Source organism: Rhodococcus sp. NPDC056506, from assembly GCF_042794945.1.
Taxonomy (GTDB): domain Bacteria; phylum Actinomycetota; class Actinomycetes; order Mycobacteriales; family Mycobacteriaceae; genus Rhodococcus_F.
On sequence record NZ_JBHTSW010000002.1, the window covers coordinates 142,797 to 168,211 of the forward strand.

Annotated in this window: 25 protein-coding genes; 10 read left to right on the forward strand and 15 right to left on the reverse strand. The window is 61.8% G+C overall.

Annotated elements, in window-relative coordinates:
- Window positions 1-31 precede the first annotated feature (31 nt).
- The 6 genes from ACFQ6H_RS02885 to ACFQ6H_RS02910 all read right to left on the reverse strand — a co-directional run bounded on the left by ACFQ6H_RS02885 (window position 32) and on the right by ACFQ6H_RS02910 (window position 9,545).
- Window positions 32-5,500, reverse strand: coding sequence for a glutamate synthase-related protein (locus ACFQ6H_RS02885; protein WP_378643726.1), 5,469 nt, complete (start codon window positions 5,498-5,500; stop codon window positions 32-34).
- A 182-nt stretch (window positions 5,501-5,682) separates the two neighbouring features.
- Window positions 5,683-6,726, reverse strand: a complete 1,044-nt coding sequence (locus ACFQ6H_RS02890) for a ParB/Srx family N-terminal domain-containing protein (RefSeq protein WP_378643728.1) — start codon at window positions 6,724-6,726, stop codon at window positions 5,683-5,685.
- A gap of 184 nt (window positions 6,727-6,910) precedes the next feature.
- The gene (locus tag ACFQ6H_RS02895) at window positions 6,911-7,771 is read right to left on the reverse strand and encodes a 3-hydroxyacyl-CoA dehydrogenase (RefSeq protein WP_378643730.1); all 861 of its coding nucleotides are present in this window, start codon (window positions 7,769-7,771) and stop codon (window positions 6,911-6,913) included.
- Window positions 7,772-7,789: 18 nt separating this feature from the next.
- Window positions 7,790-8,401, reverse strand: coding sequence for a TetR/AcrR family transcriptional regulator (locus tag ACFQ6H_RS02900; protein ID WP_378643732.1), 612 nt, complete (start codon window positions 8,399-8,401; stop codon window positions 7,790-7,792).
- Window positions 8,402-8,485: 84 nt separating this feature from the next.
- Window positions 8,486-9,082 carry a hypothetical protein gene (locus ACFQ6H_RS02905; protein ID WP_378530556.1) on the reverse strand — a complete coding sequence of 199 codons (597 nt, stop codon included), beginning with the start codon at window positions 9,080-9,082 and terminating at the stop codon, window positions 8,486-8,488.
- 4 nt (window positions 9,083-9,086) lie between these two features.
- Window positions 9,087-9,545 carry a hypothetical protein gene (locus tag ACFQ6H_RS02910; RefSeq protein ID WP_058038394.1) on the reverse strand — a complete coding sequence of 153 codons (459 nt, stop codon included), beginning with the start codon at window positions 9,543-9,545 and terminating at the stop codon, window positions 9,087-9,089.
- A 101-nt stretch (window positions 9,546-9,646) separates the two neighbouring features.
- On the opposite strand from ACFQ6H_RS02910, the gene pip reads away from it, so the two are divergent.
- Entirely contained in the window at window positions 9,647-10,606 is a 960-nt protein-coding gene (gene pip, locus ACFQ6H_RS02915; protein WP_378643734.1) for a prolyl aminopeptidase, read from the forward strand.
- On the opposite strand, the gene ACFQ6H_RS02920 is transcribed toward pip, so the two are convergent.
- The gene (locus ACFQ6H_RS02920) at window positions 10,594-11,196 is read right to left on the reverse strand and encodes a TetR/AcrR family transcriptional regulator (protein ID WP_378643737.1); all 603 of its coding nucleotides are present in this window, start codon (window positions 11,194-11,196) and stop codon (window positions 10,594-10,596) included. The genes pip and ACFQ6H_RS02920 overlap by 13 nt on opposite strands.
- A gap of 106 nt (window positions 11,197-11,302) precedes the next feature.
- Between ACFQ6H_RS02920 and ACFQ6H_RS02925 the strand changes: the two genes are divergently transcribed.
- Window positions 11,303-12,382: an alpha/beta fold hydrolase gene (locus ACFQ6H_RS02925; RefSeq protein ID WP_378643739.1), complete on the forward strand. Its 1,080-nt coding sequence runs from the start codon at window positions 11,303-11,305 to the stop codon at window positions 12,380-12,382.
- Here ACFQ6H_RS02925 and ACFQ6H_RS02930 read toward each other — a convergent pair.
- Window positions 12,353-13,474 (reverse strand): endonuclease/exonuclease/phosphatase family protein, encoded by a 1,122-nt coding sequence (locus tag ACFQ6H_RS02930; RefSeq protein WP_378643741.1) that lies wholly within the window; start codon window positions 13,472-13,474, stop codon window positions 12,353-12,355. The two genes, ACFQ6H_RS02925 and ACFQ6H_RS02930, sit on opposite strands and share 30 nt — an antisense overlap.
- 132 nt (window positions 13,475-13,606) lie before the next feature.
- Here ACFQ6H_RS02930 and ACFQ6H_RS02935 point away from each other — a divergent pair, with 132 nt between their 5' ends.
- On the forward strand, window positions 13,607-14,899 hold the full coding sequence (locus ACFQ6H_RS02935; RefSeq protein WP_378643743.1) for an MFS transporter: 1,293 nt from the start codon (window positions 13,607-13,609) through the stop codon (window positions 14,897-14,899).
- Here ACFQ6H_RS02935 and ACFQ6H_RS02940 read toward each other — a convergent pair.
- On the reverse strand, window positions 14,874-15,887 hold the full coding sequence (locus tag ACFQ6H_RS02940; protein ID WP_378643745.1) for an ABC transporter substrate-binding protein: 1,014 nt from the start codon (window positions 15,885-15,887) through the stop codon (window positions 14,874-14,876). The two genes, ACFQ6H_RS02935 and ACFQ6H_RS02940, sit on opposite strands and share 26 nt — an antisense overlap.
- Before the next feature lie 88 nt (window positions 15,888-15,975).
- Between ACFQ6H_RS02940 and ACFQ6H_RS02945 the strand changes: the two genes are divergently transcribed.
- A complete protein-coding gene (locus tag ACFQ6H_RS02945; protein ID WP_378643748.1) occupies window positions 15,976-16,803 on the forward strand; it encodes a transglutaminase domain-containing protein in 828 nt (275 codons plus the stop codon).
- Window positions 16,804-16,816: 13 nt separating this feature from the next.
- Entirely contained in the window at window positions 16,817-17,611 is a 795-nt protein-coding gene (locus ACFQ6H_RS02950; RefSeq protein WP_378643751.1) for a 2-phosphosulfolactate phosphatase, read from the forward strand.
- Here ACFQ6H_RS02950 and ACFQ6H_RS02955 read toward each other — a convergent pair.
- From ACFQ6H_RS02955 to ACFQ6H_RS02970, 4 genes are all read right to left on the reverse strand, one after another.
- On the reverse strand, window positions 17,566-18,357 hold the full coding sequence (locus ACFQ6H_RS02955) for an ABC transporter permease (RefSeq protein ID WP_378627840.1): 792 nt from the start codon (window positions 18,355-18,357) through the stop codon (window positions 17,566-17,568). The two genes, ACFQ6H_RS02950 and ACFQ6H_RS02955, sit on opposite strands and share 46 nt — an antisense overlap.
- Window positions 18,354-19,295 (reverse strand): ATP-binding cassette domain-containing protein, encoded by a 942-nt coding sequence (locus tag ACFQ6H_RS02960; protein WP_378643753.1) that lies wholly within the window; start codon window positions 19,293-19,295, stop codon window positions 18,354-18,356. Before ACFQ6H_RS02960 ends, ACFQ6H_RS02955 begins: the two co-directional genes overlap by 4 nt.
- A gap of 14 nt (window positions 19,296-19,309) precedes the next feature.
- A complete protein-coding gene (locus tag ACFQ6H_RS02965; RefSeq protein ID WP_378643756.1) occupies window positions 19,310-20,185 on the reverse strand; it encodes a DUF4097 domain-containing protein in 876 nt (291 codons plus the stop codon).
- A gap of 65 nt (window positions 20,186-20,250) precedes the next feature.
- Complete coding sequence (locus ACFQ6H_RS02970) at window positions 20,251-20,766, reverse strand: toxin-antitoxin system HicB family antitoxin (RefSeq protein WP_378530576.1); 516 nt, start codon at window positions 20,764-20,766, stop codon at window positions 20,251-20,253.
- Between the two features lie 131 nt (window positions 20,767-20,897).
- On the opposite strand from ACFQ6H_RS02970, the gene ACFQ6H_RS02975 reads away from it, so the two are divergent.
- The gene (locus ACFQ6H_RS02975; protein WP_378643759.1) at window positions 20,898-21,494 is read left to right on the forward strand and encodes a CHAP domain-containing protein; all 597 of its coding nucleotides are present in this window, start codon (window positions 20,898-20,900) and stop codon (window positions 21,492-21,494) included.
- Here the strand turns inward: ACFQ6H_RS02975 and ACFQ6H_RS02980 are convergent.
- Window positions 21,485-22,255: an acyl-[acyl-carrier-protein] thioesterase gene (locus ACFQ6H_RS02980; RefSeq protein WP_378644020.1), complete on the reverse strand. Its 771-nt coding sequence runs from the start codon at window positions 22,253-22,255 to the stop codon at window positions 21,485-21,487. The genes ACFQ6H_RS02975 and ACFQ6H_RS02980 overlap by 10 nt on opposite strands.
- A 126-nt stretch (window positions 22,256-22,381) precedes the next feature.
- Here ACFQ6H_RS02980 and ACFQ6H_RS02985 point away from each other — a divergent pair, with 126 nt between their 5' ends.
- The 3 genes from ACFQ6H_RS02985 (at window position 22,382) to ACFQ6H_RS02995 (ending at window position 24,183) form a co-directional block, all read left to right on the forward strand.
- Entirely contained in the window at window positions 22,382-22,726 is a 345-nt protein-coding gene (locus ACFQ6H_RS02985; RefSeq protein ID WP_378643761.1) for an ArsR/SmtB family transcription factor, read from the forward strand.
- Window positions 22,726-23,397 carry a cation transporter gene (locus tag ACFQ6H_RS02990; RefSeq protein WP_378530584.1) on the forward strand — a complete coding sequence of 224 codons (672 nt, stop codon included), beginning with the start codon at window positions 22,726-22,728 and terminating at the stop codon, window positions 23,395-23,397. The genes ACFQ6H_RS02985 and ACFQ6H_RS02990 overlap by 1 nt, the downstream gene beginning before the upstream one ends.
- Before the next feature lie 369 nt (window positions 23,398-23,766).
- The gene (locus ACFQ6H_RS02995) at window positions 23,767-24,183 is read left to right on the forward strand and encodes a hypothetical protein (RefSeq protein ID WP_378530586.1); all 417 of its coding nucleotides are present in this window, start codon (window positions 23,767-23,769) and stop codon (window positions 24,181-24,183) included.
- A gap of 94 nt (window positions 24,184-24,277) precedes the next feature.
- On the opposite strand, the gene ACFQ6H_RS03000 is transcribed toward ACFQ6H_RS02995, so the two are convergent.
- Window positions 24,278-24,490, reverse strand: a complete 213-nt coding sequence (locus ACFQ6H_RS03000) for a hypothetical protein (protein ID WP_003943015.1) — start codon at window positions 24,488-24,490, stop codon at window positions 24,278-24,280.
- A 258-nt stretch (window positions 24,491-24,748) separates the two neighbouring features.
- Between ACFQ6H_RS03000 and ACFQ6H_RS03005 the strand changes: the two genes are divergently transcribed.
- Entirely contained in the window at window positions 24,749-25,408 is a 660-nt protein-coding gene (locus ACFQ6H_RS03005) for a GAP family protein (protein ID WP_378447568.1), read from the forward strand.
- Window positions 25,409-25,415: the final 7 nt, after the last annotated feature.

Here is a 25,415-nt window from a genome sequence, read left to right on the forward strand (position 1 = left end):
GTGAAGCTCACCTACGTTCGGGGGGAGGAGGTCAGGAGACCAGGTCGGGGATCGCACGCGAGGCGAACAACTCGTCGAAGTTCGGCAGCGATCCGAGCTTGTCCCGGTTCTTGTTGTCTTGAAACAGAATCCACCCGTACGTTGCCGGGCTGTCCATCGCCAGCACGTTGCGCAGACTCAACGCCTGCTTGTAGTCGTCGACCCGCTTGGCTGCAATCAGCGCTGCCAATTGTTCGTCGTCGTAGCCGGCCAGAATCTCTTTCGAGTACTTGACCAGGTGTTGGACGAGTGCAAAGTCCTCGGTCAGCACCAGGTTGCGGGCAGCTTTCTGCAGCGCCGGATCGTCGGGTCCGGACGCACCCGGTGTGCGGGCGGCGGCGAGTTGTTGCGCAAAGTGAAGCACGGTGTACTCACTGAGCAGCGCATACATCGTCGCAGTATCGGTCTCGCCGTAGCCGGGGACCGCACCGCCCAGTGCAGGGCGCCCGTCGCGCACAGCGAGTTTGAACGTTCGAACCTGCCGTGCCGCGATGGCGGACGCCAATTCTTCGAGAAGTTCCTTGTGCGTTTTGGCAGCCAGGATGGCGTCGCTGTCCTGGTAGAGCATCAGCGCCTTGGGCATCGCGTAGACAAACGAGTGCTGTTCGACTTCCCAGTTCTCGAGCAGCCGGGTTCCGAGCGCGGATCCCGTTGCCTCCACATGCAGTTCGAGCAAGAGTTGCACTGCGTGGTTGTGGACGGCGGCAAGAGGGTCGGTCGCAGCGGTGATCGAACCCAGTAGCACGGAATCGGTACTTGCTCGCAGTGCCAGTTCGCCGCGAGGGTCGTACTGATAGAAGAACCCGCCACTCATGCCGTTGCCGACGCCTTTGCCGAACTCGCCGAGATTCACGACAGCACCGTTTGTCATGTATTCGCCGGCGAAGTCGCCGACACCTTCGACGACAGCACCGGCGCCAGAATTGCGGACCGCAAAGCGATCGCCTGCTTCACCTTCGACGAACACTCGTCCACCGGTGGCGCCGAAGAGCGCGAAGTTGCCGATCAACACGTTGCCGCCGGCGTCACTGGAGCCGCCGCCTGGGCTGCGCACGGCAATCACTCCGCCGCTCATGCTCTTTCCCACACCGTCGTTGCACGTCCCGGTGTGCTCCAGGTGCATGCCGTCATTGCAGAATGCGCCGAACGAGAGGCCCGCCGATCCAGTCGTCAGGACGCGAACGCTGCCCGGAGCCAGATACCGTCGCCCGCGCTCGTCGGTCAGTACTCCCGGAGCGAGAAGTCCGGCCGCTCCGTAGTTGAGTTCACGTTCGAGGTCGACCGCCAACTGCCCGCCGACGCTCTTGTTCCGGTTACCCAGGTGCAGTGCACCTTCGGCGAATTCGGGTCCGGACACGGTGACCGAGGCCTCGCCGCGGTCGAAGAGCGCCGCGCGAACCTCGTCCATGATCTTCTCGTCGAGCGCGTACTCGCGCTCGAGGTACACGGGATTGGCGATAGTGATGTCCGGCGCCGACGCGAACATCGCGTCCAGGTTCAGATTTCCGACGATGGACGGGTGATCGATCAGATGCAGGAGATCGGTTCGGCCTCGCGCCTCCTGAAGGGATCGCATTCCCAGATTTGCCAACAGTTCCCGAGTTTCGTGGGCGATGTTGAGAAGGTACTGCGCCATGGCGCGGGGATCGCCGTCGAACAGTTCAGGGTTGGTGGTCAGTCCTGCGGGGCACTTGATGTTGCAGTTCTTGGCCATGACGCAGCCCATCATCATCAGCGCCGACGTGCCGAACTCGAAGCTGTCCGCGCCGAGTAGTGCAGAGGTGATGATGTCACTACCGGTCTGATGCGCGCCTGAGCATCGCAGAACAACCTTCTGGCGAAGGCCGTTGGCGCACAGAGCTTGATGGACCTCGGCGATACCGACCTCCGCCGCACGGCCCGCGTACTTGAGGCTGGTGACCGAGGCAGCGCCGGTGCCACCGGTGTTTCCGGCGACGTTGATGACGTCCGCGCCGGCCTTGGCAACGCCGACGGCGATAGTGCCGATTCCTTCCGAGGACACCAACTTCACGATCACTCGGATGCGCGCTGCTTTGCAGTCGTGGATGAGCTGAGCGAGGTCCTCGATGGAGTACGTGTCATGGTGCGGCGGTGGAGAAACCAGTTCGACGCCGGGCGTTCCGCCGCGGGCCGCAGCGATGTCGACGGTGACCTTGGCGGCGGGAAGCTGCCCGCCCTCACCGGGTTTTGCGCCCTGGCCGAGTTTGATCTCGATCTCTTCGAGCATCGGATCGGCGAGGTATCCCGCCCAGATTCCGAAGCGGCCCGATGCAAACTGCTTGATACGCGAAGCTCGAATTGTGTTGTAACGAGACAGGTGTTCACCACCCTCGCCGCTGTTGGACATCGCGCCGACCATGTTCGTGCCATGTGCGACTGCTTCGTGTGCCGGAGCATTGAGAGCGCCGTGACTCATGGCTCCCGATGCCAACTTCGGGGTGATGTCGCTGGCACTCTGTACTTCGGAGAGTGGCACGCCTGCCGGTGCGACCCTCAGCTTGGACAGGAACTCTGCCGCAACACCGGTTGCCTTCAGCACCAGATCCGGCGCGGTGGCTTCGATGGTGACGTCGTCGGCAAAGGCGGCGGAGAGAGCATCGCCGAGTGCTACCACCCGAGCGGCGTCGTCGGCCAGGGGACCGTCCAGGCCAAGCGTGTACCGGTCGTCTGCGTCGGATTCGCACTGGATTCCGCGCATCACGATCGTCTTATTGCCGCGCACCGAGAATCGACTGATCTGGTCGGTGAACTCGGCTGTCGTCACCGCAAACGTGACATCGGCGGGACCGGAGATGACGTCGCGCAACGCGGCGGGACGACGCGATCGTTCCGCAGCCATCACAGTGGAAAAGTCCCGGTACCCGGCGGTGATGTCGAAGTCGTCGATCTGCTCGGTGGTCAGCCGGTCGAAGCTCGTCGCCCGGTATGCCCCGGCGTCGAGGCGGAATGCGTCGTCGAGCCGTCCGAGGGGAAGGAGACGCAGAGCCTCGAATTGTTCTGTTCCCGAGGGGCTGTCGAACGCGATCTTCTCCTCGGTGAGCTCGACGTACTTGCGGACCGCAGTGGTACCGAACGAATGCCCCGCGCCGTCTGCACGCTCCTTGAACAGGCCGAGCAGTGGTAGGTCCTTCTCACCCCCGACTTCGCTCGCACGCTCGTGCCACTGCTTCGAGGTCACCGCAACCGTCTCGAATCCGACGCCGCCCACCGGTGACTTCATGTTGGGGAACCACTGGCGCAGAACAGGGTCGGACGTATCGAGGAAGTTGGGTTCGAAGAATTCGCCGCCGATGTAGCTCTCGACGGTGCACAGGCCGACGCGTCCCATCGTCTTCATGAGGGATTTTTCGGCAGCTTTCGCGAAGCGCCGGAACGCGGCATCCGGGTCAGCGGCGAACTTCTCCTCAGCCCGTAACTGAACGGAGAGCGGGTAGACGGCGGAAGCGCCGAATCCGAGTGCAGCCGCAACGTGGTGCGAAGACTCGATCTGGCCGCTCTCCACGATGAGCGAGACACGCAATCGCAGGCCTGCGTCGATGAGGCGCTGGTTCAGTGCTCCGACGACCATGATCGCGGGAAGTGCTGCACGCTCGTGAGATACGTGGCGGTCGGTCAGGACTGCGATTCCGCCCTGCTCGGCCGCGAAGGCTACAACTGCGTCGCCGAGTGCGGTCATCGCGTCGACCATCACCTGCGCTTCACCCTCGGCGGGATAGAGCATTTCGAAACGGCGGTGCGGCGTGTGGTTCTGCTCGCGGATCTTGAGCATGTCCAGATGCCCGAGGATCGGTGACGAGATGACGATCTGCTTGCCTTGTCCGGCCGTCATCTTCGCTCCCAATGCGACCCGGAGAGTCATGCCGTCCGCCTCACGGATGCTGTCCAGCGGAGGGTTTGTGACCTGGGCGAATCGTTGCGAGAAGTACCGTGCCACACCGCCTTCACGGTCGCTGAGCGCGTTGATGGCGTTGCCGTATCCCATGGCCGATACCTTCTCGGCTCCGTGCGTGAGCATCGGATCCATCAGGAATTTGAAGCTCTCCTGATCCAGGGAGTACGCCATGTAGCGCTGATGAACTTCGAAGGTGCCGTTGTAGCGGGTCGGAGAGCTCACCTTCTCCGCAGGTACGGCGGGAATGTCTTCGATCAGGATTCGCGAGTGCGCGAGCAACGACTGGTAGTCACGCTGCGCGGCAATCTTCGCCAGAGCTTCACGTGCAGTGTAGGTATGGCGATCTCGATGATCGAAGTAGAGCATTCCGCCGGCTTCGACGCGGCCACGGTGGATCACCGTCTCGGGTGGGAATGCGATCTGTCCGGCCTCGGAGAATGCGCATACGTAGTCGTGTGTCTCGATCGTGCGCAGTGGACGCAGACCGAGGCGATCCAGGCGCGCACCGATGATGGTGCCGTCGCCGAACACCAGCGCTGCCGGTCCGTCGTTCTTCTCCTCGTACAGCGAGAAGTACTCGAACATCGCCCGCACTGCGGGGGAGAGGGTGGTGTCGTTCTCCCAGGCCGGCGGCATCATCGAGACCACAGCCGTCACCAGGTCGACGCTGTCCTCGATGACGCGAGCTTCCAGAGTCTGATCGAGTCGGCAACTGTCGGACTGGCCGGGCGGACGGACGATCGCACGTCGTTTTGCGCTGGCGACTGCAGCTTCGGAGAGCCGATTCTTCTTGTCGGTGTTCAGTTCTCCGTTGTGAGCCATGAAGCGGAACGGCTGCGCCATCGTGGGATGCGGGTCCGTGTTGGTCGAAAATCGCGTGTGGAAGTACATCGTGTGCACCGCGTGATCGGGGTCGATCAGGTCGCGGAAGTACGGGATCACTTCGTCGGAGTTCAAGCGGCCCTTGAGAACCTGAGTTCTCGCGCTGAGTGAGAGTGGGTACAACCCGCGCAGCGCAGGCGTGTTGTACGCGATGGCTTCTATAGCGAGTAGGGCTTCGTGAACGAGGCGATCGACGACCGCAGGTTGGGGACGCGGAGTGGGGACCTCGAAGATCCACTGCCTGATCGGAAGCTGATGTGCGATCGCAGCCGGCCGAATCGCCGAGTTGTCGACCGGAACGTCGCGCACTGCGAGAGGGGTGAATCCTCGGTCGAGTAGTTCGCGTTCTACCAGTGCGGCTGCGCGAGCATGCTGAGCGTCGTCGTCGGGAAGGAAGAAGTTGCCGACGCAGAAGCGTCCGGCACGTAGGTCGGAGCGCCCGGTGACCTTGCGGAAGAACCGGAGGGAGAGGTCCACCGAGACGCCGCCGCCGTCGCCGACGCCCTCGGAGGACATACCGCCGCGGTGCGGAACCGAGCAGAGAGCTTCGCTGCCCTTGATCAGGACATCGTGGGTCTGCACGCCGTCCTTGCGCGTGATGAACCCGACCCCGCAACTGCTCTTGTCATCTGCGGGGTCGTACAAACCGACGATGGACGTGCTCACTGCAGCAACCTTCTCCCTGTCCTGGTTGCCCGGAGATTGTTCGACCGGGCAGATACGACGGCATGTATTCCGTCAGGGCAGGGCGTCGCTGCTTCGATGAAGCGGCACCCGAATGGGATCAGACTACTGAGTAGAGGCTTACCTTAGTCAAGTCTGTTGGGTGTGACTTGGATCCGAGCAGGTCAGAGGGTTGCTTGGTAGGCAAGTGCGTAAGCGATCTTGCCCGGCTTGTCGTCGGTGTACGGCTTCGACAGCTTTGCGAACTCTCCCTTGGACTCGGCTTTGCCGTCGTTCCAGGCCGACAGGACGCCAAGATCGGTGGCCGTGAATCCGCTGTCGACGACGGCATCGCCCGTCAACGCAGTCTGTGCTTTGGTCACCGACTTCACGGTGCTCAGGTAGCTGGAGAGATCGTCGCGATTCCAGTTGGTGAGGTCGACGGGCGCGGTGTCGCGGACCCACGCACCCCAGTAGAACTCCTGGAAGGGGATCGAGCCTGCGGCAAATCCGATGTCGCGGGAGAAGTACATCAAGCTGCGGTACTTGTCGTCGGCGAAGTTCGCCAGGCCGACGCTCTTCGGCAGGGACTGGACCGGCACCTGGTTTCCGTCGACGTCACGCGACCAGACCCACTTGTTCTTCTCCATCTCGGTCCAGAAGGCACCTTCACTCAGGCCGCTGAGGTTGCCGAGAACTCGAAGTCGCACGTGAAGGTCGGGACCCCCGTCTGCCGTCTCGATGAAGGACGTGAGGGTGTGGTGGCCGTCGGTCAGGTAGAGATCGCCGCGGGGGCCGACGACCACGGTCTTCATGGGTGCGATGCTCTCGGCGGTTTCCTGACCGACCGGGAGCTGGCAGGTGAAGGACGACGGGTCCTTCAGCGTCGACGCCGCAGTGGCGGTCGCGGCCTGGATCTGGCCGTTCGCCTCACACCAGTCGTCGAACTTCTTGTTGATCGTGTCTTTTCCGAGCGTGTATCGCCCGAGCTTGTAGTACACCTCGTCGTGGCCGAGGGAAGGTTGCGTCGCGTGAACGTCGCCGATGCGCACGTCCAGGAGATCACCTTCCTTGGCGCACAGGTACTCCGAGCCACCGGCGGAACCTGAGAACGAACCGGTGGAGATGCCGCCACACGCGAGGGGAGCGGCGACGGCGGGTGTGCCGGCCAGTGTTCCGGCACCGAGCAGTGCCAGTGTTGTTAGTGCCGAGATGACGGAACGACGCATGTGGGGATCTCTCCTGAGAATGGGTTCGCACGTGAAGAAGCTTGCGTCACAATCGCTCAGGGTGGTTTCGGACTTACTGACAACAGACGTCCGCGCGGTGGCTACCACGTGAATTCACGTCGTAGCCACCGCGCGGTGAGCCGGTAAGTCGGTCAGCCCTGCAGTCGGTCAGCCCTGCAGTCGGTCAGCCCTTGTAGTTGTAGAAGCCCTCGCCGACAGCAACGCCGAGCTTGCCTTCGTCGATGTAGTTCTTTTTGATGTAGTCGGCGAATTCGCGCTGCTTCTCGCCGCCCTGGGAGGAGATGTTGTAGACGGTGGTCAACCCGACGACATCCATGATCTGGAAGGGGCCGAACGGGGCTCCGGTGCCGATGCGCCAAGTCTTGTCGACCATGTCGGGATCAGCGATGCCGTCGATCAGCAAGTCGGAGGCCGCGTTGAGGAGCGGGACCAGGAGCGAGTTGAGTACGTAGCCCGCCTTCTCCTTCTTGAGTTCGATCGGCACCATGCCGATGTTCTTCGCGAACTCGACGACCTCGCGGTACACGGCGGGGTCGGTGGACTCGGTGCCCATGACCTCGGCAGTGTTGTTGACCCACACGTGATTTGCGAAGTGCAGTGCGAGGAACTTCTCGGGGCGGCCGGTGAACTCCTTGAGGTCGCTCGGCAGAAGCGTCGAGGAGTTCGTTGCGAACACGGTGTGCTCAGGGGCTACTGTGGTGAGCTTCTCGTAGGTGTCGCGCTTGATGGCGATGTCCTCGGGAATTGCCTCGATGATCAGATCGGCCTTGGCGACGGCTTCGGCGAGATCGTACGAGTACGTAATCCGTTGCAGCGCTTCGTCGGCCTTGCCGTCCTTGGCGCCCTCGACGTTCTCGGCCTTGTAGGCCGCGGCCAACGAATCGAACCGAGTCTTGGCCTTCTCGATGACCTCCGCATTGATGTCGTACGCGACGACGTCGAAGCCGTGGTAGGCGGTCTGATAGGCGATCTGCGAGCCGAGAACTCCGGTACCCAGAACGGTGATCTGCTTCAGTTCAGTCATTTTCGATCCTCAATCCTTTTAGGTGGGTAGTCCGGCAAGGGTCAATCGGACCTGTGCGGCAACGATGTTCGTGAGCTCGTCTGCCGTGATCCGGTCCAATGCCGCGCGGGCTATTTCGAAGTGCAGCACGTTGGAAATCGTTCGCGCTGCAGTGGTGGTTCGGGTGGGGTGGTGGGGGTGACCCTCGTGCAGGATTTGTGCAATCCGCGTTTGCAGGCGTTGCGAGAGTTCGAGGCCTTCGGCCCGGAAACATTCGCTGGGCTCGCCGAACAGCACTTCGCGTTGGTAGATGCCGGTGTTCTCGTCGTTTCGGCGACTTGCGATCAGCAGGGGTGAAACAAGCTCGAGCACACGGTCTTCTGTGCCCGTCGACTTGGCCTCACGCTCTTCTCCCAGTTCGATCTGCTTGCGGTACTCCGCGTTGTACACCATGAGAAGTAACTCGGCTTTGCTTGCGGCGTAACGAAAGAGTGTGCCGCCGGCTACATCGGCGCGGTCGGCGATTTCTTGAGTTGTGACCGCGCTGTAGCCCTTTTCCGCGAACAGATCGGCCGCGGCGTCGAAGATGCGTGTCTGCTTCTCGAGCTTGTTGCGTTCGCGACGGCCCAACTCCTGGTCCGGCTTCGTCATCCCGCTCACCTCGCTTCATTTCGGATCACGCTCATAAATGAGTCTACTCCGAAATGTGGGTGGGGTGGAGTCTCCTCCGTCACATCACCGCAGTCCGCTGACCCAACCGGCGAACACGTCGGAGAAGACGTCCGCTTCGCACGCATGCGCCGATTGGGGGTAGGCGCACTCCGGGTATCCGGCGACGACGGTGGCAAGTTCGACGTTGCAACACTGTGCCAAGAGGCCACGCAGGAGATCTGCAGCCGACCAACCGGCAACGGATACCGCAGGGATCCCCTCTTCCTCGTAGACCTTCACCAGATCGGCGTGTCTCCAGGACAATTCCTCGGCTACCAGTGCATCAGGGTTGAAAGACATGGCGCGGTCGAGTGATCCGCGCAAAAGTGAGTGTGGATCGTCCTCGCCGCGAAGCCTGGTCGCGAGATCGGCCGGCGCCTTCTGCATGACGAACATCCAGGGTTTGCCGTCGGGAAAGACTCCGCCGAAGCCTGCCACGTTGAACGGTAGGTGGCTACTGAGAAAATCGGTCTCCACGTCGACGTGCTGATCGTCGCCCAGATGAATGAAGTGACCGGACGCAATCTCCTCGCCCATTGCCGGCTCGGCCCATGTGTTGTTCCACAGATCGGTCATCCGACTGCCTTCGGGAAAATCGAGTACCTCGAAGAGAAAACCCATGTCTCTACAACTCCCCGTCGAAGTGGGTGGTTACTCCACCGGTCAATCGAGAAACCGTCTGCGCCGAGGTCGCGAGGACGACTCGGCTTGTCTCGAAAGTCATCTCGTCGCGTTCGGTGTCCTCCGATTCGGGATCCTCGGCCAGTGAGAAGTCGAGTTCCACCTCTCGATCAGTGCTGGAACAGACCGAGATCATCAGCCCGAGTCGTTCGTCGGTGAACGACGGGAGCGAATTCTCGGGATGGAAGTCTGCGGCCGCGTGAAAGAAGAACGCCGCCAGTCGTTCGACAAACCCCTCGTCCGTGTGCCGGCTGAGGTACTGATTGAACCGATCGGGGCTGAGCAGTCCGACGTCGAAAACAAGTGTGGGCACGTCGGATTCGAAGACAGTGGCGGGAACCGCATGACTGCGAAGGAAGACCGCGGCGCCGCCGTACCCCGGCAACCTGAACCCGTCACGCATCTGGTGTACTCCCGTCGCAGAGGTGTCCTGTCCACGCTAGGCCATTGCCCGGCTGCGTGCTGCCTACTCGAGTAGGGGGCTTGATGGAAGAATCACCGCCTATGAGTGCTGTCCTGTACCCGCCTGTCGAACCGTACGAGTCCGGTCTGTTGGAAGTGGCGGATGGTCAGAGCCTCTACTGGGAGACACTCGGGAATCCGACGGGTATTCCTGTCCTCTATCTCCACGGCGGTCCAGGTTCGGGATGCACTGTCGGCGCCAGGCGCTTCTTCGATCCCGAAGCCTTTCGCGCAGTTCTGTTCGATCAGCGGGGCTGTGGGCGCAGTCTTCCGCTTGCGAGCAGTCCGGACGTCGATCTGACCGTGAACACCACGGCGCACATCCTCGACGATATCGAGCGCCTCCGTGAGCATCTCGGTATCGAGCGATGGATCGTCACGGGACTTTCCTGGGGCGTCAGTTTGGGACTGGTGTACGCCCAGGCGTTTCCCGAGCGGGTGATCGCGATGGCCTTGGGCGCAATCACCGGAGGGACGAGGGTCGAAATCGAGTGGATCACCCGCGCTATGGGCAGAGTGTTTCCGCGCGAGTGGGAAGAGTTCGTTGCGCCGCTGCCCGTGGACGAGCGTGACGGTTACCTCCCCGCTGCATACGCGCGACTGCTCGCCGACCCGGATCCTGTTGTGCGGGAGAATGCTGCGTTGCAGTGGTGCCGTTGGGAAGACGTGCACGTGTCGCTGATGCCGGGTTGGACTCCGAGTGTTCGATACCAGAATCCGGACTTCCGCCGCGTGATGACCAGGCTGGTCACGCATTACTGGGGTAACGACTGCTTCCTGGCGCCGAATCAGATATTGGACGGAATGGACCGTCTCGCTGAGATTCCCGCGATTCTCGTGCACGGACGCTATGACATTTCCGGGCCACTGGACACTGCCTGGGCGATCCACCAGCGGTGGCCGGGTAGTCAGTTGGTGGTGCTCGACGACGCCGGGCATGGCGGTGGCGGATTCAACGAGGCAATCGTGGAAGCTCTGAATTCACTGGCTCATTCGGTCTGATCGAGTGCACCGGCGCGGGCCGCGGCGAGCGCGCCGGCAGCAGCACGATCGGCAACCGACTGGTCGACGGGTAGATCGGCGACCAGCAGGCGATAGTAGATGGGGGCGGCGACGGCCGCCAGAAAATCAGCGGCTGAGACCTTCTCGGAGATTTCCCCGCGTTCGACCGCCCTGCGGACCACGATGTCTGCCAGTTCGTAACGTGCGGAATAGAACTCGCGCTTGAGTGTCGCAACCTCGGGCGTGCGGACGGCGTCCGAGAACAGTGCAGCCACCAATGCGCCGCCCGACTCGCTGGTCACCAGTGCGACTATCGATCTGGCCATCTCGCGTAGGTCGGATTCGATGAAACCGGTATCCGGGATGGGAACGGTGGTTGCCGACACCTCGACGGCAGCGTCGGCCACCAGTTGGGCGAGCGTGCTCCACCGCCGGTAGATCGTGGTCTTGTGGACTCCAGAGCGGGCGGCTATGTCCTCGATGGTCATCGCTGCGAATCCGCGTTCGGACAGTTCGGCCGCGGTGGCTGCCAGGACGGCCTCGCGCACCCTGGCGCTGCGCCCTCCGGGCCGTTGTGGTGTCGAGGTCATGGGCCAACCTTATCGCAACAAGGTGTTGTGTTAGTTCTAGCCGCGTGGTTCACTGAGCTAATGCAACTGATCGTTGCATTAGAGATGAATTGAGGGGTGTTTTCCCATGTCATACGAATTTCCTGTCGATCACCGAGGCCTCTTCGAAGAGCGAACAGGTCAGTTCCTGAGCTTCGGGCTCCCCGTCTCGGATCTCGAGGAATTGCGCGTGACCATCGACTCGACCTGGGCCGACGCGCCGGGTGGTTGGTCGTACGAGTGGTCTGCGCTGGCGGCAAAGTACTCCGCCGACGGCAATCATTCACTCGCGGCGATGATCTACGGAATCGCCAAGTTTCCCGTGCTGGCCAACGAGTCGCGGCGCCGGGCCCTGCAGAATCAGGTGGACGAATACGTCAAGGCAGCTCCAGGATTCGGGCTCGAGTTCGAGCGTCGAATCCTGTCCCTGGCTTACCGATCCGGCGAGATCGAGCTACCGGTACACATTCTCTCCGTGGACGGAAGGTACGAAGACGCACCCGTCCTGTTGTTCAGCGGAGGCGTTGACGGCTGGAAGATGGACATGCATCCGTTGGTCAGTGCGTTCGCGAAGAACGCCGGCGTGACTGTTGTTGCCTTCGATCAGCCCGGAACTGGTGAATCACCGGTTCCTCTCGATGCTTTCGGTGACGAGGTGATCGACGGATTGGTGGCGACGGCTCGCACACTCGGCAATGGCCAGGTGGCGCACCTGGGAGTCTCTTTCGGTGGCAACTTCGCCGTGCGGTCGGGGCTGACCGGCGCCGTCGATGCGGTGATCAACATCGGCGCCCCGGTCAAGGGTGCATTCGAGACCGCGAACGCAGAGCGCCTGGTCTACGGCATGGGTGACATCGTCGGAAACGCACTGGGTTTCGATGCACCGGCAACCAAAGAGGCACTGGTACAGGGTCTTCGCGCCTTCGATCGCAGTGCCTTGATGGCCGCAGACGACGGCCAGACCCCGATGCTTGTGGTCAACGGGGCCGACGACGTTCACATTCCGCTCTCGGACACCACTCTCTTCGAGGAGCGTCCGAACACGCAGGTACACGTCATCCCGGATGCGGGGCACTGCGCAGTGACCAAGCTGCCCGAGTTGACGCCGATGATGATCGACTGGCTACGAGATGCCCTGTCAGGACCCGCTCCACGAGCCGGTCGATGATCCGCCGCCGAACGTGGCAAATCGATACGTCGCGAGAACGGCCTTGTGATCGGTCGGCCACGGCGTCGGCGAAGCGATGAAGTTGTCCTGGGAGTTCTCTTCCACTCTTTTGTTGTGCACGATCGTCTTTCGCGGACCGATGATTCCGACTGATCCCAGCTTCAGGTCGGAAGCGCGGTCGGCGAAGATGTAGTCGATCCGATCGCGTTCGTCCGCCTCGGGCGCCCAGGTGAGCTGTGAGGTGTCGACGTCGGGATTGTCGGACGGCCAGGTGAAGCCCGGGTGTGTGGCCGGGTTCGGATACTTACTGCGGTAAGCGTCGACGAATCCGGCTTGGTCGAGCAGACGAGTGGATTCCCAGGGAATGACGACACCGTTGTGGTCGAACAGATTTCGCGTGCCGTCGGTCCAATCCAGGGCCGACGGTTCGTTGAAATCGCCACCGAGGATGACGGATCTTCCCTTGGCCCGTTCTTTAGCCGCATCGTCGATGAACGTCGAAATTGCCTTGGGTCGTCCCGAATTGACGTTCACACGCTGAACCGTTTCGGGGTCCGTGACCGGACCGGACGACATCTTGTTCCAGCCGAACTCGGAGAACTCTCCAGGCTTGGGAACACCCGCGCCGTATCCGCGCGGTAGATACGTCGCGTAGGACGTGTAGGCCAGATGTGCCGAGTAAGCAGCGATTTGTTTGCCGTCGACCGTCACGACTGCCTTGATCATCGAGTTCAGGTTGGCTGTTTCCTCGATCGGAAACTTGGAGAGAATCCCCACGTCGGAGGACGCTGCTCCGTAGAAGGTGGTTCCTGATTTGGTCAGCATGTCGGCCAATGCAGTTGTCGCAGTACCGGCTTCCGACAGGAGAATAATCGACGCCTGTGTCGAGATGATCATGTCGGCGATCAGCTGCAGGCCACCGTTGATCTTGGTTCCGCCGTGCCAGGTATTGAGGGAGAGCACTTTGATCTCGTGTGCGGGGTTCGCCCCCGCGACGGAGGTATTGGCACCCAATGTAAATGCGCTCGCGGTGACTGTGCCCGCGGCTACCGCCATCGCCTTGACCATCTGGCGGCGCGTCAATCCATTCATCAAATCCCGGCTCTCGTTGTCGTGTGCTCGAACCCCCGGAAGATGATTACCATCGCTACCTAAACGGACAGTTAACCAATTGCAAAATGGCAGATTTCCACAGAACGCCGTGCGGGCAATAGTCTTCTGATCGTGGTACTCAGTGAGCGTTTCCCCGGTAACAAGACCTTCGCCAAGGTTCGTGTCCTGCCGCCGGTGGTGAAGCTGCTCCTCCTCTCGATGGTGCTGTTCAACATCGGGTTCTATCTGGTTGTCCCCTTTCTGGCGGTACACCTTTCGGGGGACCTCGGATTTGCGGCCTGGATTGTCGGCCTGGTCCTCGGGCTTCGGATGTTCAGTCAGCAGGGAATGTTCTTCATCGGTGGAAGCCTCGCCGACAGGTTCGGCAAGCGTCCGATCATCCTGCTGGGCATAGCCGTTCGTGTGGTCGGTTTCCTGATGCTCGGTCTGGCCGAAAGCATGACCGCCGTGATCGTCGGCGTGCTCCTGGTCGGCTTCGCTGCCGCGCTCTTCGCACCCGCCGTGGAGTCGGCCAACGCGGAATACGGACGCGAACTCGAGTCCGCCGGAGTGATGCGCCGTACCGATTTGTTTGCAGTGGAACAGATGTGCAGTCGACTGGGAAGCGTGATCGGTCCCGCGCTGGGAGCTGCTCTCCTGATGTTTCCGTTCTCGTGGACGGCGTCGAGCGCCGCGTTGCTCTTCGCGATCATGTGGGTCGGGTTCTTCATCTGGTTCCCCCGACCGGGCGATGCACACGACGGCCCGGTGTCGACCTATACGCTGCGCGACGTCTGGCGAAGCGTCCTGACCAACAACAACTTTCTGCTCTTCGCGACGCTCTGCAGTTTTCAGCTGGTTGCGTACAGCCAGCTGTACCTGATGCTTCCGGAACAGCTCGAGCGCGGAATCGGTTCGCAGGCGGCGCTGGGATGGTTCTACGTGGGCGCGGCGGTATTGGTGATCGTCGGGCAGGGACCGACGGTCGCGGTGGCCCACCGCATCGGCCATCGGCGCGCGATCACCTTCGGGCTTGTGCTCATTTCGGTGTCGTTCCTGGTTCCGCTCGTCACCGGCGTCAGCGCCGCAGCTTCGGCGTCGACGCAGATAGTCGGTCTGGCGGTGTGGATCGGGCTGCTGCACCTGGGACAGATGTTGATGGTGCCGCCGATGAGGGACACCATCGCGATTCTCGGTCGTGAAAGCAACCTCGGAGCGCACTTCGGCATGCTCAACACGATCGGCGGTCTGCTCGCGCTCCTGGGAACGGTGGGAGTCGGATTCGCGTACGACCTCGTCGACAACGGCCACGCAGCGCCGGCGTCACCGTGGGTGATGGTTGCGCTCTGCGTGGCCGTGTCGGCTGTGGTGTTGTGGGTGTGGTCCGGCCGAACGAAGGTTATCGACCCGCGATCGTCTGATTGATCTTTGCGACGAAATCTTCCAGCACAAACGGAATGGTGAGCGGGTTCGGCATGGACACCGCGTCGCTGACGATGGGGTCCAAGCTGATCAGGCCGCCGGTCTTGACCACGTTCAGATTGGTGAATGCCGGCTGCGACTCCATCTCGGGACGAGCCTTCTCGTAGTTGTCGAAGAGCAGGTAGTCGCACTCGAGAAGGTCGTAGTTCTCGGCGGAGATCTCGTAGTTCAGCTTGCTCGCGAACCGATCCTTCAGTGCGGCAGGCGCCGTGAACCCCAGTTGCGTGAGCAGCTGAGCGCGCGCCGCCTCGGGGCTGAACGCTCGAAGATTTCCATCACTCCAGCGAATGACGAGAGCTGCCGTCTTGCCTTCGAACTGGGGATTCTCCGCGCGGGTGCGAACGATGAGGTCTTCGACTTCCTGGACCTCTTGCTTTGCCTGCGCGGGAACGCCGACAGCGGTGCCGATGCGGGTCGTGACTTCCTGCCAGGGCAGAACCCAATCCGTCTGATCCGCGGCGTGCAGCACCGTCGGCGCGATGGCGCTGAGCTGCTTGTACAGATCCTCGTCGATCGCGTTGTTGACGGCGATGATCAAGTCAGGCGCTGCAGCCACGATCGTTTCGATGTCGAAATCGGTGGTGGCGTTGGCCAATGGCGTCGGCTCGGCGCCCTGGACTGCAGAGTCGGCCCAGACGCCGATTCCGTCGTCGGTCGAGCCCTTCCACACCGGGACCAGGACGGGAGTCAGTCCGAGGGAGAGCAGTACGTCTGCGTCGCCGATGCCGACCGCTGCGATGCGGCTGGGTGCCTGCTCGATGGTGGTGGAGCCGAACTTGTGGTCGATCGTCACCGGGAAGGCGTTGGCCTCGGCGTGACCACCTTCGGTGCCGGGAGTGGATTCGTCCTTCGCACTGTCGCCGCAGGCAGCAAGGGCAAAACCTGCTGCCGTGGCGAAGGTGACGGACAGCATGGCACGGCGACTCAACATAGGGTTCACGGCAACCTCGGGTTTCATTGTTATGGGACCCTAACCATAGTGGAGTGGCTGTGTCGGCAGTGTTTGTTAACCTCCGCCCATGACGGCGGTTCTCGACTACACATCAGCAGGACCGTTCACCCGCATCGACAAGGTGGACCTGCTCGCCCTCGAGTCGATCTCCACCGACCCCGTGAAAATATGCCGGGTAGTGCCGTACCTGGTGGTCCAACCCGCCGATGCTCAGTCGCTGAATCTGCCTGCCGACCGATTCGACGAAAACCAGATCCGGCCGGTAAGCGTTCTGCTCCAACGCCTGCTTGCGCTCGATCCGGCACCGGTGACCGCCGCCCGGGAACCCGACAAGCGGGTCGTCGGAACCTGTCGGCACTTTGCAGTTTTGAGTTGTGCGTTTTTGCGCTACCGCGGTTTTGCCGCCCGGGTCCGTTGTGGTTTTGCCACCTACTTTCAACCGGGACAGGGCGTGGACCACTGGATCACCGAGTACTGGGACGACGCGGGCAAGCGGTGGATCCGCATCGATTCCGAGATCCTCGGACAGAACGTCCTTCCTCACGCCCATGATCTGCAACCGGGAGAATTCCTCAGTGGTGGTGAGGCGTGGCTGGCGTATCGACGCGGCGAGATCGACGCGTCCCAGTTCGGGGTGTACGGAACCCAGAACTGGGGAGCAGCCGAGATCCGCGGCAACGCTGTGAAAGATCTTGCCGCGGTGAACAAAGTCGAAACTCTGCCGTGGGACGAGTGGGGCCGCATGACCGATGCCTACGACGGAAAGACAGGAGAGGAGTACGACGCACTGCTCGACGACATCGCCGCCGTGTGCGCCGCCGACGATTCCGCTGCCGTGCGAGCAATGTACGAGCACGAGGATTTACGCGTGCCGGAGAAGCTGCTTACTTTCTGAGAGACTTGCCCACATGAATCAGGAGCACCGCCAACTCGAGTACGGACTTCGATTCGACTGGGGGTTGCGCGGCGCCGAAGCGATTGCTGCCGGCGTCGATGTGGCAGTGGTGGTAGACGTTCTCTCGTTCACGACGACGCTGAGCGTTGCCGCCGACGCGGGAATCGACGTACTTCCCTTTTCCTGGAACGACGAGCGCGCGTTCGATTACGCGCGTGATGCCGATGCGGTTCTGGCTGTACGACGAAGTGTGGCCAGAGAGGGGCAGATCAGTCTGTCTCCCCGGACGATTCGCGAGACCGAGGTGCCGAGTCGGCTGGTGCTGCCGTCGCCGAACGGGTCGACTATCGCGTTTGCGTTGGCGTCTCAGGTTGCGGTGTGTGTCGGCGCTTCATTGAGGAACGCTTCCGCCGTCGCGGATTGGATTGTGCACGAACATGGTCCGGGATCGCGAGTTGCGATAGTCGCATCCGGGGAGAAGTGGCCCGGTGGAGAGTTGCGTCCTGCCGTGGAGGATTTGTGGGGCGTTGGCGCTGTTGTGACGGCTCTTGCCTCGACTGGTTGGAGCGGTGAGGTATCGCCCGAGGCGCGGATGGCGGCGGATGCGTGGGCGGCGGTGTCGGATTCATACGAGGACCGCCTGCGGGACTGTGCCTCAGGACGCGAGTTGATCGCCATGGGGTTTCCACACGACGTCGCCATCGCCTCGGAACTCGACGACAGCGACACCGTACCCGTTCTCGAAGAACATGTGTTTCGAGGTCAGCGCACCGGGCGTCGGTTGAACAAACTCCGCGCCCAGAGGTAGGAGAGGATGGTGATGGCGACGCACCATCCGATCGCGAGTATCGCGTTGTTCCCGATAGCTTCGCCGAGAAGAAGTCCTCGAAGAGTCTCGATGATCGGAGTGAACGGCTGATACTCGGCGAACCATCGCAACACGGTCGGCATCGAGTCGGTGGGGACAAATCCGCTTCCCAGGAAAGGTAAGAGGATCAACACCATCGGGAGATTGCTGGCCGTCTCGACGCTCTTGCTGACGAGACCGAAGGCAACGGACAACCAGATCATGGCGATGGAGACCAGGATGAGAAGTGCAAACGCCGCGACCCATTCCACGAAGCCTGCAGTCGGCCGGAAGCCGACGGCTATCGCCACGGCGATGACAACAACGAGGCTGACAATCGTCTGAAGGAGACTGCCGAGAACGTGACCGGTCAGGACGGACGTGCGCGTGATCGCCATCGTGCGGAATCGTGCAATGATCCCCGCGGTCATATCGGTTGCGACGGAGATGGCAGTACCTTGTGCCGCAGATGCCACGGTCATCAGAATGATCGCCGGTGCAACGTAATTGACGTACTCGGCTCGGCCACCACCGCCGGGGCCGAGGCCGTTCCCGAGCGTCCCACCGAGCACGTAGACGAACAGCAGCAGGAAGACGACTGGCATCCCGACAAGCATCACGGTCATCGACGGATATCGAAGGATGTGTCGAATACTGCGACGCAGCATGGTTTTCGAGTCCTGATAGGCAAGCGTCATGGTGGTCATCGCGCGTCGGTCCTTTCGGTGGCGGTCAGAGTCAGGAACACGTCGTCCAGGTCCGGTGTGTGTACGGAGAGTTCCTTGACGTCGATCGAGTGGGCGTCGAGTTGGTCGAGAAGAGAACGCAGCGAGCGGACACCCCCGTCGCTGGGGACCTGGAGGACATAGGCGGCGTCATCACGCGATGAATCGTCGAAAAAAGCTGCAGCAGAATCGAGCTGATCTCGGTCGAAGAAATGGAGTCGAATGTGGCCGCCGGGGATGTGCCGCTTGAGTTCCGCCGCCGTACCTTGGGCGACTATCCGTCCCTGGTCGAGGACGGCGATGTGGTCGGCCAGCTGATCAGCTTCCTCGAGGTACTGCGTCGTGAGGAAGACGGTGACACCGCCCTTGACCAACTCCCGGATGATCTGCCACATTGTGCGTCGACTCCGGGGGTCGAGACCGGTGGTGGGTTCGTCCAGGAAGATGATCTCCGGCCGCCCGATCAACGTCATTGCCAGGTCGAGCCGTCGGCGCATGCCGCCCGAGTAGGTCGAGGCCAGCTTGTCTGCGGAGTCGACCAGATCGAACATCTTCAGGAGTTCGTCAGTGCGAGTTCGGCGTTCGTCTTTACCGAGATGATGTAGGTCGGCCATGAGGAGAAGGTTTTCCTCACCGGACAGATAGTCGTCGACCGCCGAGAACTGCCCGGTGACGCCGATGCGCGAACGCACCGCGTCGGGATCGTCGGAAGGGTTGTACCCGGCGATGCGGATGTCGCCGCCGTCTGCCGGAACGAGGGTCGAGAGAATTTCCACGATGGTGGTCTTGCCGGCGCCGTTGGGACCGAGGAGCGCAAAGACGGTTCCGCGGTCGACGGAGATGTCGATTCCGTCCAGTACCGTCTTGTCGTCGTAGGCCTTCTTCAGGCCCGTCGCGGTGATGGCTGGTTTACGGGACATCAGCGTTCCTTTCGCTAGATCTTCTTGTTGGATTCTTCTCGAGGCTCCGAACGTCGAATGACGATGTCGCCGTAGCTGGTGTGCGCCCGGACGTCTACTTGGCGTTCGGTCGAAGCCGGTCCGTGCGTGGCATTCATCTGGTTGTCGACGCGACCGAAGGACGTATGAGCGTCGAATCGCGCGGCGGTTCCGGATCGAACGCCGATATGGATTCGCCCGGCAGCCGTCTTTGCAGATACGACACCGCTCTCGATGGTCTCGAAACGTATGTCGCCGTTGGCGGTTGCGGTCGTTGCGTCGGACTCGGCGTGCTCCACGGCGACACTGCCGTTGGCGGTCTTTGCCTTCAGCGCGCCTGTGATCGTGCCGATGTTGATGTCGCCGTTGGAATTCTTGACCTCCGCGTTGCCGTCGACGCGGCCGATGCGGATGCTTCCGGACCCGGTGCTCGTGTCGATGTCACCGGCTACATGCTCGACGGTGATCGCGCCGGCCCCGGTGCTGACGTTGAGCGGTCCCGTGGTGTCCAGTGTGCAATCGCCGGCCGAGACCTTCACGCGTGATCGTCCGAGAGTGCCGTCGGCGCGGAGGCTGGCAACTGCGGCAGTGCCTTCGAGTTCCGAGGCGGACGGAAGTTGAACGGAGATGTCGACAGATCCTGTCTTCCCGAAAATGCCGAGGCCGCGCTGCTTCGGAGTCTTGATCTGCAGCCGGCCACCGGCGAATTCGACGCGCGTTTGTTCGGCGACTCGAACGTCGACCTCGCGAGACGAGTTGCTGGGCAGCACTTCCACGACAGTGTCGTTGCGGTCGCTCGCAGCGATCCGGATGTGCCCGACTGCCACGTCGAAGTTCAAGGTGATGGGGTCAGGTGTGCTGAATGTAGGCATGGTGATACTCCCGATGAGGTTGTCTCGGTTGGTGAAAGAGGGTGGTGCGAAAAAGTGGGCCGGTGTCAGTGCACCCAGCCGGTGAAGCTTTCGGAACCTTGGGACGTGCGCTGTCTCGGAATGCTTCTGTTCATGCCGCCTTCCAGAGCCGTTGCAGCCGAGCGAACCAGCCACGCGTTGACGGAGATCCCGGCTTCCCGGGCCGCCGCCTCGATCCGGTCTTTGAGGTCTTGCCCCAGACGCAGGTTGATTCGAGTCATCGAGGCGTCGTCGGACTCCGTGACAGGACGCGGTGCCGGAGTCGGTTCCTCTTCGATGGGGGCTGGAGCCGGTTCACTGATGGCCGGTGCCACCACGAATTCGGGTTCGCGTCCCCGCAGGCGCAGGTCCACCGAACCCGGGGCGAGGTCACGCGTGATCTCGGCAGCTGCCGCAGACAATGCGTCGAGAAGGGTGAGTCGCACTGCTGATTCCAGCGGTGCGGTCAAACGATCGGCGAGTGCCTTTGCGTCGTCTCCGCCTGCTTCGGCTGCCACCGCGAGTTCGTGGCGAAGGTTGTCGACGTACGGTGTCAAGTCCATGGCATCACTATGGCACCACTTTGGTGCCATAGCAATAGTTTGGTGGCACATTCGTGTGGGTTTGTTGTGAATGGCCAGGTCAACCGCACGGTCGGGGATTTAGTGCGTGGCCAACTGGCACACTTGTAAGGGTGAGTCCTGCCGAACCCGACCGTCGCCGCCGTATCTTGCTCTGGATTGCCGGAGTGCTCGGCGTCGTCATCGTGGTTGGTGCGGTGGCCGTCGCGGTCGCGCCATCGCGATATCTGCCCTGGGATACCGCCGAGTTCCCGACGGTCGACGCCAGTTCGGTGACTTCGGACCAGGCTCGTGTGCTCGAACTACTCCGATCCGAGCACGAGCAGGATCGCCCGGGCACCTTCTATTCCGACGGTATCGACGAAGAGTGGTGCGCCGATTTTGTCAGCTGGATCATGAGGGAAGCGGGTCGACAGTTGTCGAACCCGAACTCCGGCAGCTGGCGCATCCCGGGGGTGTACACCTTGCAGGAGTACTACCAGGGGATCGGCTCATACGCCGAGAACGGCAGCGGATACACCCCGAACGTGGGTGATGTGGTGATCTACGACAGTTCGAGATGGGTCGGTCAGCACACCAACATCGTGGTGGCAGTGGACGGCGATACAGCGATCACGGTTGGCGGCAACGAGTTCGGCAAGGTGCGGGTGCACGATCTGGACTGGCAATCCGACTCTGCCGTTGTGGGATTCGGAAAACTTCACCCCTGATCGCTGCTCTTCGGAGTCAAGGCGAACCAGCGCGCCGACGCACGCGCTTCACCGCCGGCGTCGATGTGGAGGGTGTTCGTGGCCCCTCGCGCAGTCACCTGCTCACCTCTTTTGATGGGCTGCGTGTACTCGAGGATCGCCCGAAAGGGTCCGCGCCTCAGGTCATCGGTCAGCGCATCTTCCACAGGCTGCCAGTAGATCGCGTTGTTCACGTGATCGAAGGGATCGAAATCGCTCGAGCGCAATGGGAACGGCGTATCCGTTGACGGCGTCGTGTCAGGGGCCGGGTCGATCCACCGACGCCAGTGGAGATGCTGGTCGATTGCGGTCGACGCAAGCGCGGCGGTGAACTTTTCACTGATGGTTGCGGGCATTCCCGTCTTCGGGTCGATGTTGATCCAGAACGCCTCGGTTTCGATCAACCCACCTGCATCGGACCTGATGCGAACCCGCATCGAACACCACTTGCTCGACAGCCCGGAACACCAGCGCTGCAGGTGAACTCGATCCGGCCAGACGACGGGTTCGAGTACGTCGATCACCGTCCTCCGCACCATCCACAGTGGATGGGTCTCCATGGCGCCGCGGTCGACAAGATTGTCGAAGCCCGCGTCTTGGAGGTATCGCGCGATCGCGTCGAGGCGCAGGCTTTTGTCGGTGTGAATGTCCCCTGTTCGCACCGGCCAGGAGGCATGAAAGATGCTGCCGGCCGTCGGAAGTTCTGGCATCGCTATGTGATCGTCGATTTTTGTGCGGTTCATCTGATGCGGGCTCCCGCTGGTCGAAGTCTGGTCGAGCGTTCCAGGCTTGCGGTACCCGATGGCTGGATCTTGAACCATTGGAGTTCACTGTTTTCTCAATACAGATTTCGATGTACTGTCGTTCGCATGGATGTCGAGGGCATGAATGTGGTGACCAACGTGGCGGTGCTTGCGAGGTTTGGGCATGCACTGTCCGATGAGACTCGGACACGGATACTGCTCGAGCTGAAGTCCGCGCCCCGGTATCCGTCCGACCTTGCTGAAAAGTTGGCTGTGACCAGGCAGAAGCTGTCCAACCATCTGGCCTGCCTGCGTGGCTGCGGCTTGGTGGTGGCCGTCCCCGAAGGGCGCCGGACCAGGTACGAACTCGCCGACGCACATATCGGTCAGGCTCTCGACGACCTGCTCGGGGTCGTTCTCGCGGTGGATCCGTCGTACTGCCCGGACAGCGAGTCAGAGGGGTGCTGCTGATGGTTGCGCCGCTCGATCACGTCGGTCAGTCGGCTGCCCGACGAGCGCTCTTGTCGAGAAGAATTCGCATCTTCGTGGCGATCACGATCAGCTACAACGTCGTCGAGGCGATCATCGCGTTGACGGAGGGGACGCGAGTGTCTTCCGCGGCCCTGTTCGGGTTCGGTCTTGATTCGGTGATCGAAGTGTCCTCGGCGGCAGCGGTCGCCTGGCAGTTTTCGGCTCCAGATCCGGCGAGTCGTGAGAAGACGGCACTGCGAGTGATTGCCTTCTCGTTCTTCGGGCTCGCTGCGTATGTGTCGTTCGACGCGATCCGGTCACTGTTCGGTCTGGGCGAAGCGCAGCACACTACTGTCGGAATAGTCTTGGCTGCAGTGAGTTTGGCGATCATGCCGGCCCTGTCCTATGCGCAGCGCCGAGCGGGTCGGGAGTTGGGTTCGCTCTCGGCGGTCGCGGACTCGAAGCAGACGCTGCTTTGCACTTACCTCTCTGCTGTCTTGTTGGTCGGTTTGCTGCTCAACTCGCTGCTCGGCTGGTCGTGGGCGGATCCGATTGCCGCACTGGTCATCGCCGTCATCGCGGTGAAAGAAGGCGTCAACGCGTGGAAGGGCGATCCGTGCTGCCCGGTTGTGGCTGTGCCCGAGGGCGGGCATGAGTGCGACTGCTGCTGAGTGGGCACTGGTTTTGTCGAGTGGGCACCCTCTGCGGCGCGTCAGAGAGGGTGCTCACTCGGTGAAAGGGGTGCCGGCTTCTGCACGGCTCTTGATGTGCGCGGCCCGTTGCTCGAGAAGACGCCGCAGATAGGGGGCGACAGCCAACCTCAGTGCCAGGTGCCCGAGCACAGATTCAGTTGAGTGAACACCCTTACAAGTACGCCACAGCCTGTGTTCAGTCGAGGAAAAGGGTGTCAGGTCTGGTTTGCGTTGCCGACAAGCGGGTACGGGTCGGTGACCTGCGGTTCATCCGCGACGGGTGATGTTTTCGCTTTCCAGCCCCTCGAGACTGAGTAAGGGAAGTGCATTCTGTCGAAAGGAACGCTGATGACTGCTCCACCGCGGGAACCCGCGAATCACCCTGTCCGGCAGGGTTTCGCGGTCGGTACGACGTTTGCAGCAGCAATTCTGCTGCTCACCGCAGGCATTGTCGCTCTGCTTCAGGGCATCGCGGCCGTCGCCGACAACAATCTGTTTGTCGTGGGTATCAACTACACGTACAAGTTCGACATCACGACGTGGGGTTGGATCCACATCATCTTGGGCATCATCGGAATTTTGGTGGCCCTCGGCCTCTTCACCGGTGCAGTGTGGGCCAGGGCGGCGGCAATCGTCATTGCGTCGCTCTCGATCATCGCCAACTTCTTGTGGATGCCGTATTACCCACTGTGGTCGATCCTGGTCATCGCGCTCGATGTCGTGGTGATCTGGGCCGTCGCGACCTGGGATGGAGACAGAGTCTAGGCGCCGAACAACTCGAGAGCAGTTGGTCCCGACCGAATCGACTCGGTCGGGACCATCGCTCGTGCGCGGGCAATCCGTCGGATGGCGGCTCGGATCAGTCTGGGAGTCGACGCATTTCGGCGACGGTCAAGCCGAGGGAATCGAGACGGGCCATGATGCTTCGCATAGCAGTGTGGTCCGCGACGGGGCCGTACAAACTGGTGAATCCACCGGCCGCACTGGCAACACTGAGTTCGGGAAACGCGGCCTTGACACGGTCCGACACTTCGCCGTCGATGAGGAATTGATACCGAGTGGGAGCATTCATCAGTGTCCGCTCCATTTCGTAGGGCCATGAGGTCCGGGACGGCACCGCTCCGAGCCTCGAAATCACATGTCGTCAAATGTAATCGGCGTCGCTGCTCGATCCAGGACTCCGCATCCGTGAGATCCAGTCTTACTCCCGCACGCTTCCGAGGCGTCATCCCCAACGGGTGAAAGTCGTCGCAGTTCCGTTCATCCCTTTTGTGTGAGGCTCCGCAGAGCCGTCACCCCTAGTGTCGACCGGGAGAGAGAAGAGGTCGGCATGGGATCTGTCATCGGGGATCTGTTACCCCTCGCGGTCGGCGTTGCGGTATCGCCGATCCCGATCATCGCGGCAATCTTGATGTTGTTGTCCAAGCGTGCCGGCAGTACCAGCGTCGGATTCGCCTTGGGCTGGATACTCGGAATCATCGTCGCCACTGTGATCTTCGTGCTCCTGTCCAGCAAGCTCGGCGACTCCGAGGGCGATCCGTCAGCGACGGTGTCGTGGATCAAGCTGGCGTTGGGTGTGCTGCTACTTGCGTTCGGAGCCAAGCAATGGCGCGGCCGCGGAGGTGAGCACGAAACCCCGAAGTGGATGCAAGCCATCGACGACATGACTGCTGCCAAGGGCCTGGGCTTGGGCTTCGCTCTGGCCGCGATCAATCCGAAGAATCTCATGATGTGTATCGCGGCCGGAATCTCGATCGGATCCGCCTCGCTTGGATCCGGAGAAGTGATTGTCGCTGTTGTGGTCTTCACGATCATCGCCGCCTCCACGGTATGCGTACCCGTGATCGGCTATCTCGTTGCCGCGGAGCGGCTGCGCAGTCCGTTGGCGAAGCTGAAGGTGTGGTTGCAGGACAACAATGCCACCGTGATGAGCGTGCTGATCCTGGTCATCGGCGTCGTTCTCATCGGCAAGGGCATCGGCGGTCTCTGACAACTGG

Excerpts from the sequence above, each read along its gene's own strand:
- ACFQ6H_RS02890 (WP_378643728.1), bottom strand. The coding sequence starts at position 6,726 with ATGCGTCGTTCCGTCATCTCGGCACTAACAACACTGGCACTGCTCGGT.
- ACFQ6H_RS02895 (WP_378643730.1), bottom strand. The coding sequence starts at position 7,771 with ATGACTGAACTGAAGCAGATCACCGTTCTGGGTACCGGAGTTCTCGGC.
- ACFQ6H_RS02900 (WP_378643732.1), bottom strand. The coding sequence starts at position 8,401 with ATGACGAAGCCGGACCAGGAGTTGGGCCGTCGCGAACGCAACAAGCTC.
- ACFQ6H_RS02905 (WP_378530556.1), bottom strand. The coding sequence starts at position 9,082 with ATGGGTTTTCTCTTCGAGGTACTCGATTTTCCCGAAGGCAGTCGGATG.
- ACFQ6H_RS02910 (WP_058038394.1), bottom strand. The coding sequence starts at position 9,545 with ATGCGTGACGGGTTCAGGTTGCCGGGGTACGGCGGCGCCGCGGTCTTC.
- pip (WP_378643734.1), top strand. The coding sequence starts at position 9,647 with ATGAGTGCTGTCCTGTACCCGCCTGTCGAACCGTACGAGTCCGGTCTG.
- ACFQ6H_RS02920 (WP_378643737.1), bottom strand. The coding sequence starts at position 11,196 with ATGACCTCGACACCACAACGGCCCGGAGGGCGCAGCGCCAGGGTGCGC.
- ACFQ6H_RS02925 (WP_378643739.1), top strand. The coding sequence starts at position 11,303 with ATGTCATACGAATTTCCTGTCGATCACCGAGGCCTCTTCGAAGAGCGA.
- ACFQ6H_RS02930 (WP_378643741.1), bottom strand. The coding sequence starts at position 13,474 with ATGAATGGATTGACGCGCCGCCAGATGGTCAAGGCGATGGCGGTAGCC.
- ACFQ6H_RS02940 (WP_378643745.1), bottom strand. The coding sequence starts at position 15,887 with ATGTTGAGTCGCCGTGCCATGCTGTCCGTCACCTTCGCCACGGCAGCA.
- ACFQ6H_RS02945 (WP_378643748.1), top strand. The coding sequence starts at position 15,976 with ATGACGGCGGTTCTCGACTACACATCAGCAGGACCGTTCACCCGCATC.
- ACFQ6H_RS02950 (WP_378643751.1), top strand. The coding sequence starts at position 16,817 with ATGAATCAGGAGCACCGCCAACTCGAGTACGGACTTCGATTCGACTGG.
- ACFQ6H_RS02955 (WP_378627840.1), bottom strand. The coding sequence starts at position 18,357 with ATGACCACCATGACGCTTGCCTATCAGGACTCGAAAACCATGCTGCGT.
- ACFQ6H_RS02960 (WP_378643753.1), bottom strand. The coding sequence starts at position 19,295 with ATGTCCCGTAAACCAGCCATCACCGCGACGGGCCTGAAGAAGGCCTAC.
- ACFQ6H_RS02965 (WP_378643756.1), bottom strand. The coding sequence starts at position 20,185 with ATGCCTACATTCAGCACACCTGACCCCATCACCTTGAACTTCGACGTG.
- ACFQ6H_RS02970 (WP_378530576.1), bottom strand. The coding sequence starts at position 20,766 with ATGGACTTGACACCGTACGTCGACAACCTTCGCCACGAACTCGCGGTG.
- ACFQ6H_RS02980 (WP_378644020.1), bottom strand. The coding sequence starts at position 22,255 with ATGAACCGCACAAAAATCGACGATCACATAGCGATGCCAGAACTTCCG.
- ACFQ6H_RS02985 (WP_378643761.1), top strand. The coding sequence starts at position 22,382 with ATGGATGTCGAGGGCATGAATGTGGTGACCAACGTGGCGGTGCTTGCG.
- ACFQ6H_RS02990 (WP_378530584.1), top strand. The coding sequence starts at position 22,726 with ATGGTTGCGCCGCTCGATCACGTCGGTCAGTCGGCTGCCCGACGAGCG.
- ACFQ6H_RS02995 (WP_378530586.1), top strand. The coding sequence starts at position 23,767 with ATGACTGCTCCACCGCGGGAACCCGCGAATCACCCTGTCCGGCAGGGT.
- ACFQ6H_RS03000 (WP_003943015.1), bottom strand. The coding sequence starts at position 24,490 with ATGAATGCTCCCACTCGGTATCAATTCCTCATCGACGGCGAAGTGTCG.
- ACFQ6H_RS03005 (WP_378447568.1), top strand. The coding sequence starts at position 24,749 with ATGGGATCTGTCATCGGGGATCTGTTACCCCTCGCGGTCGGCGTTGCG.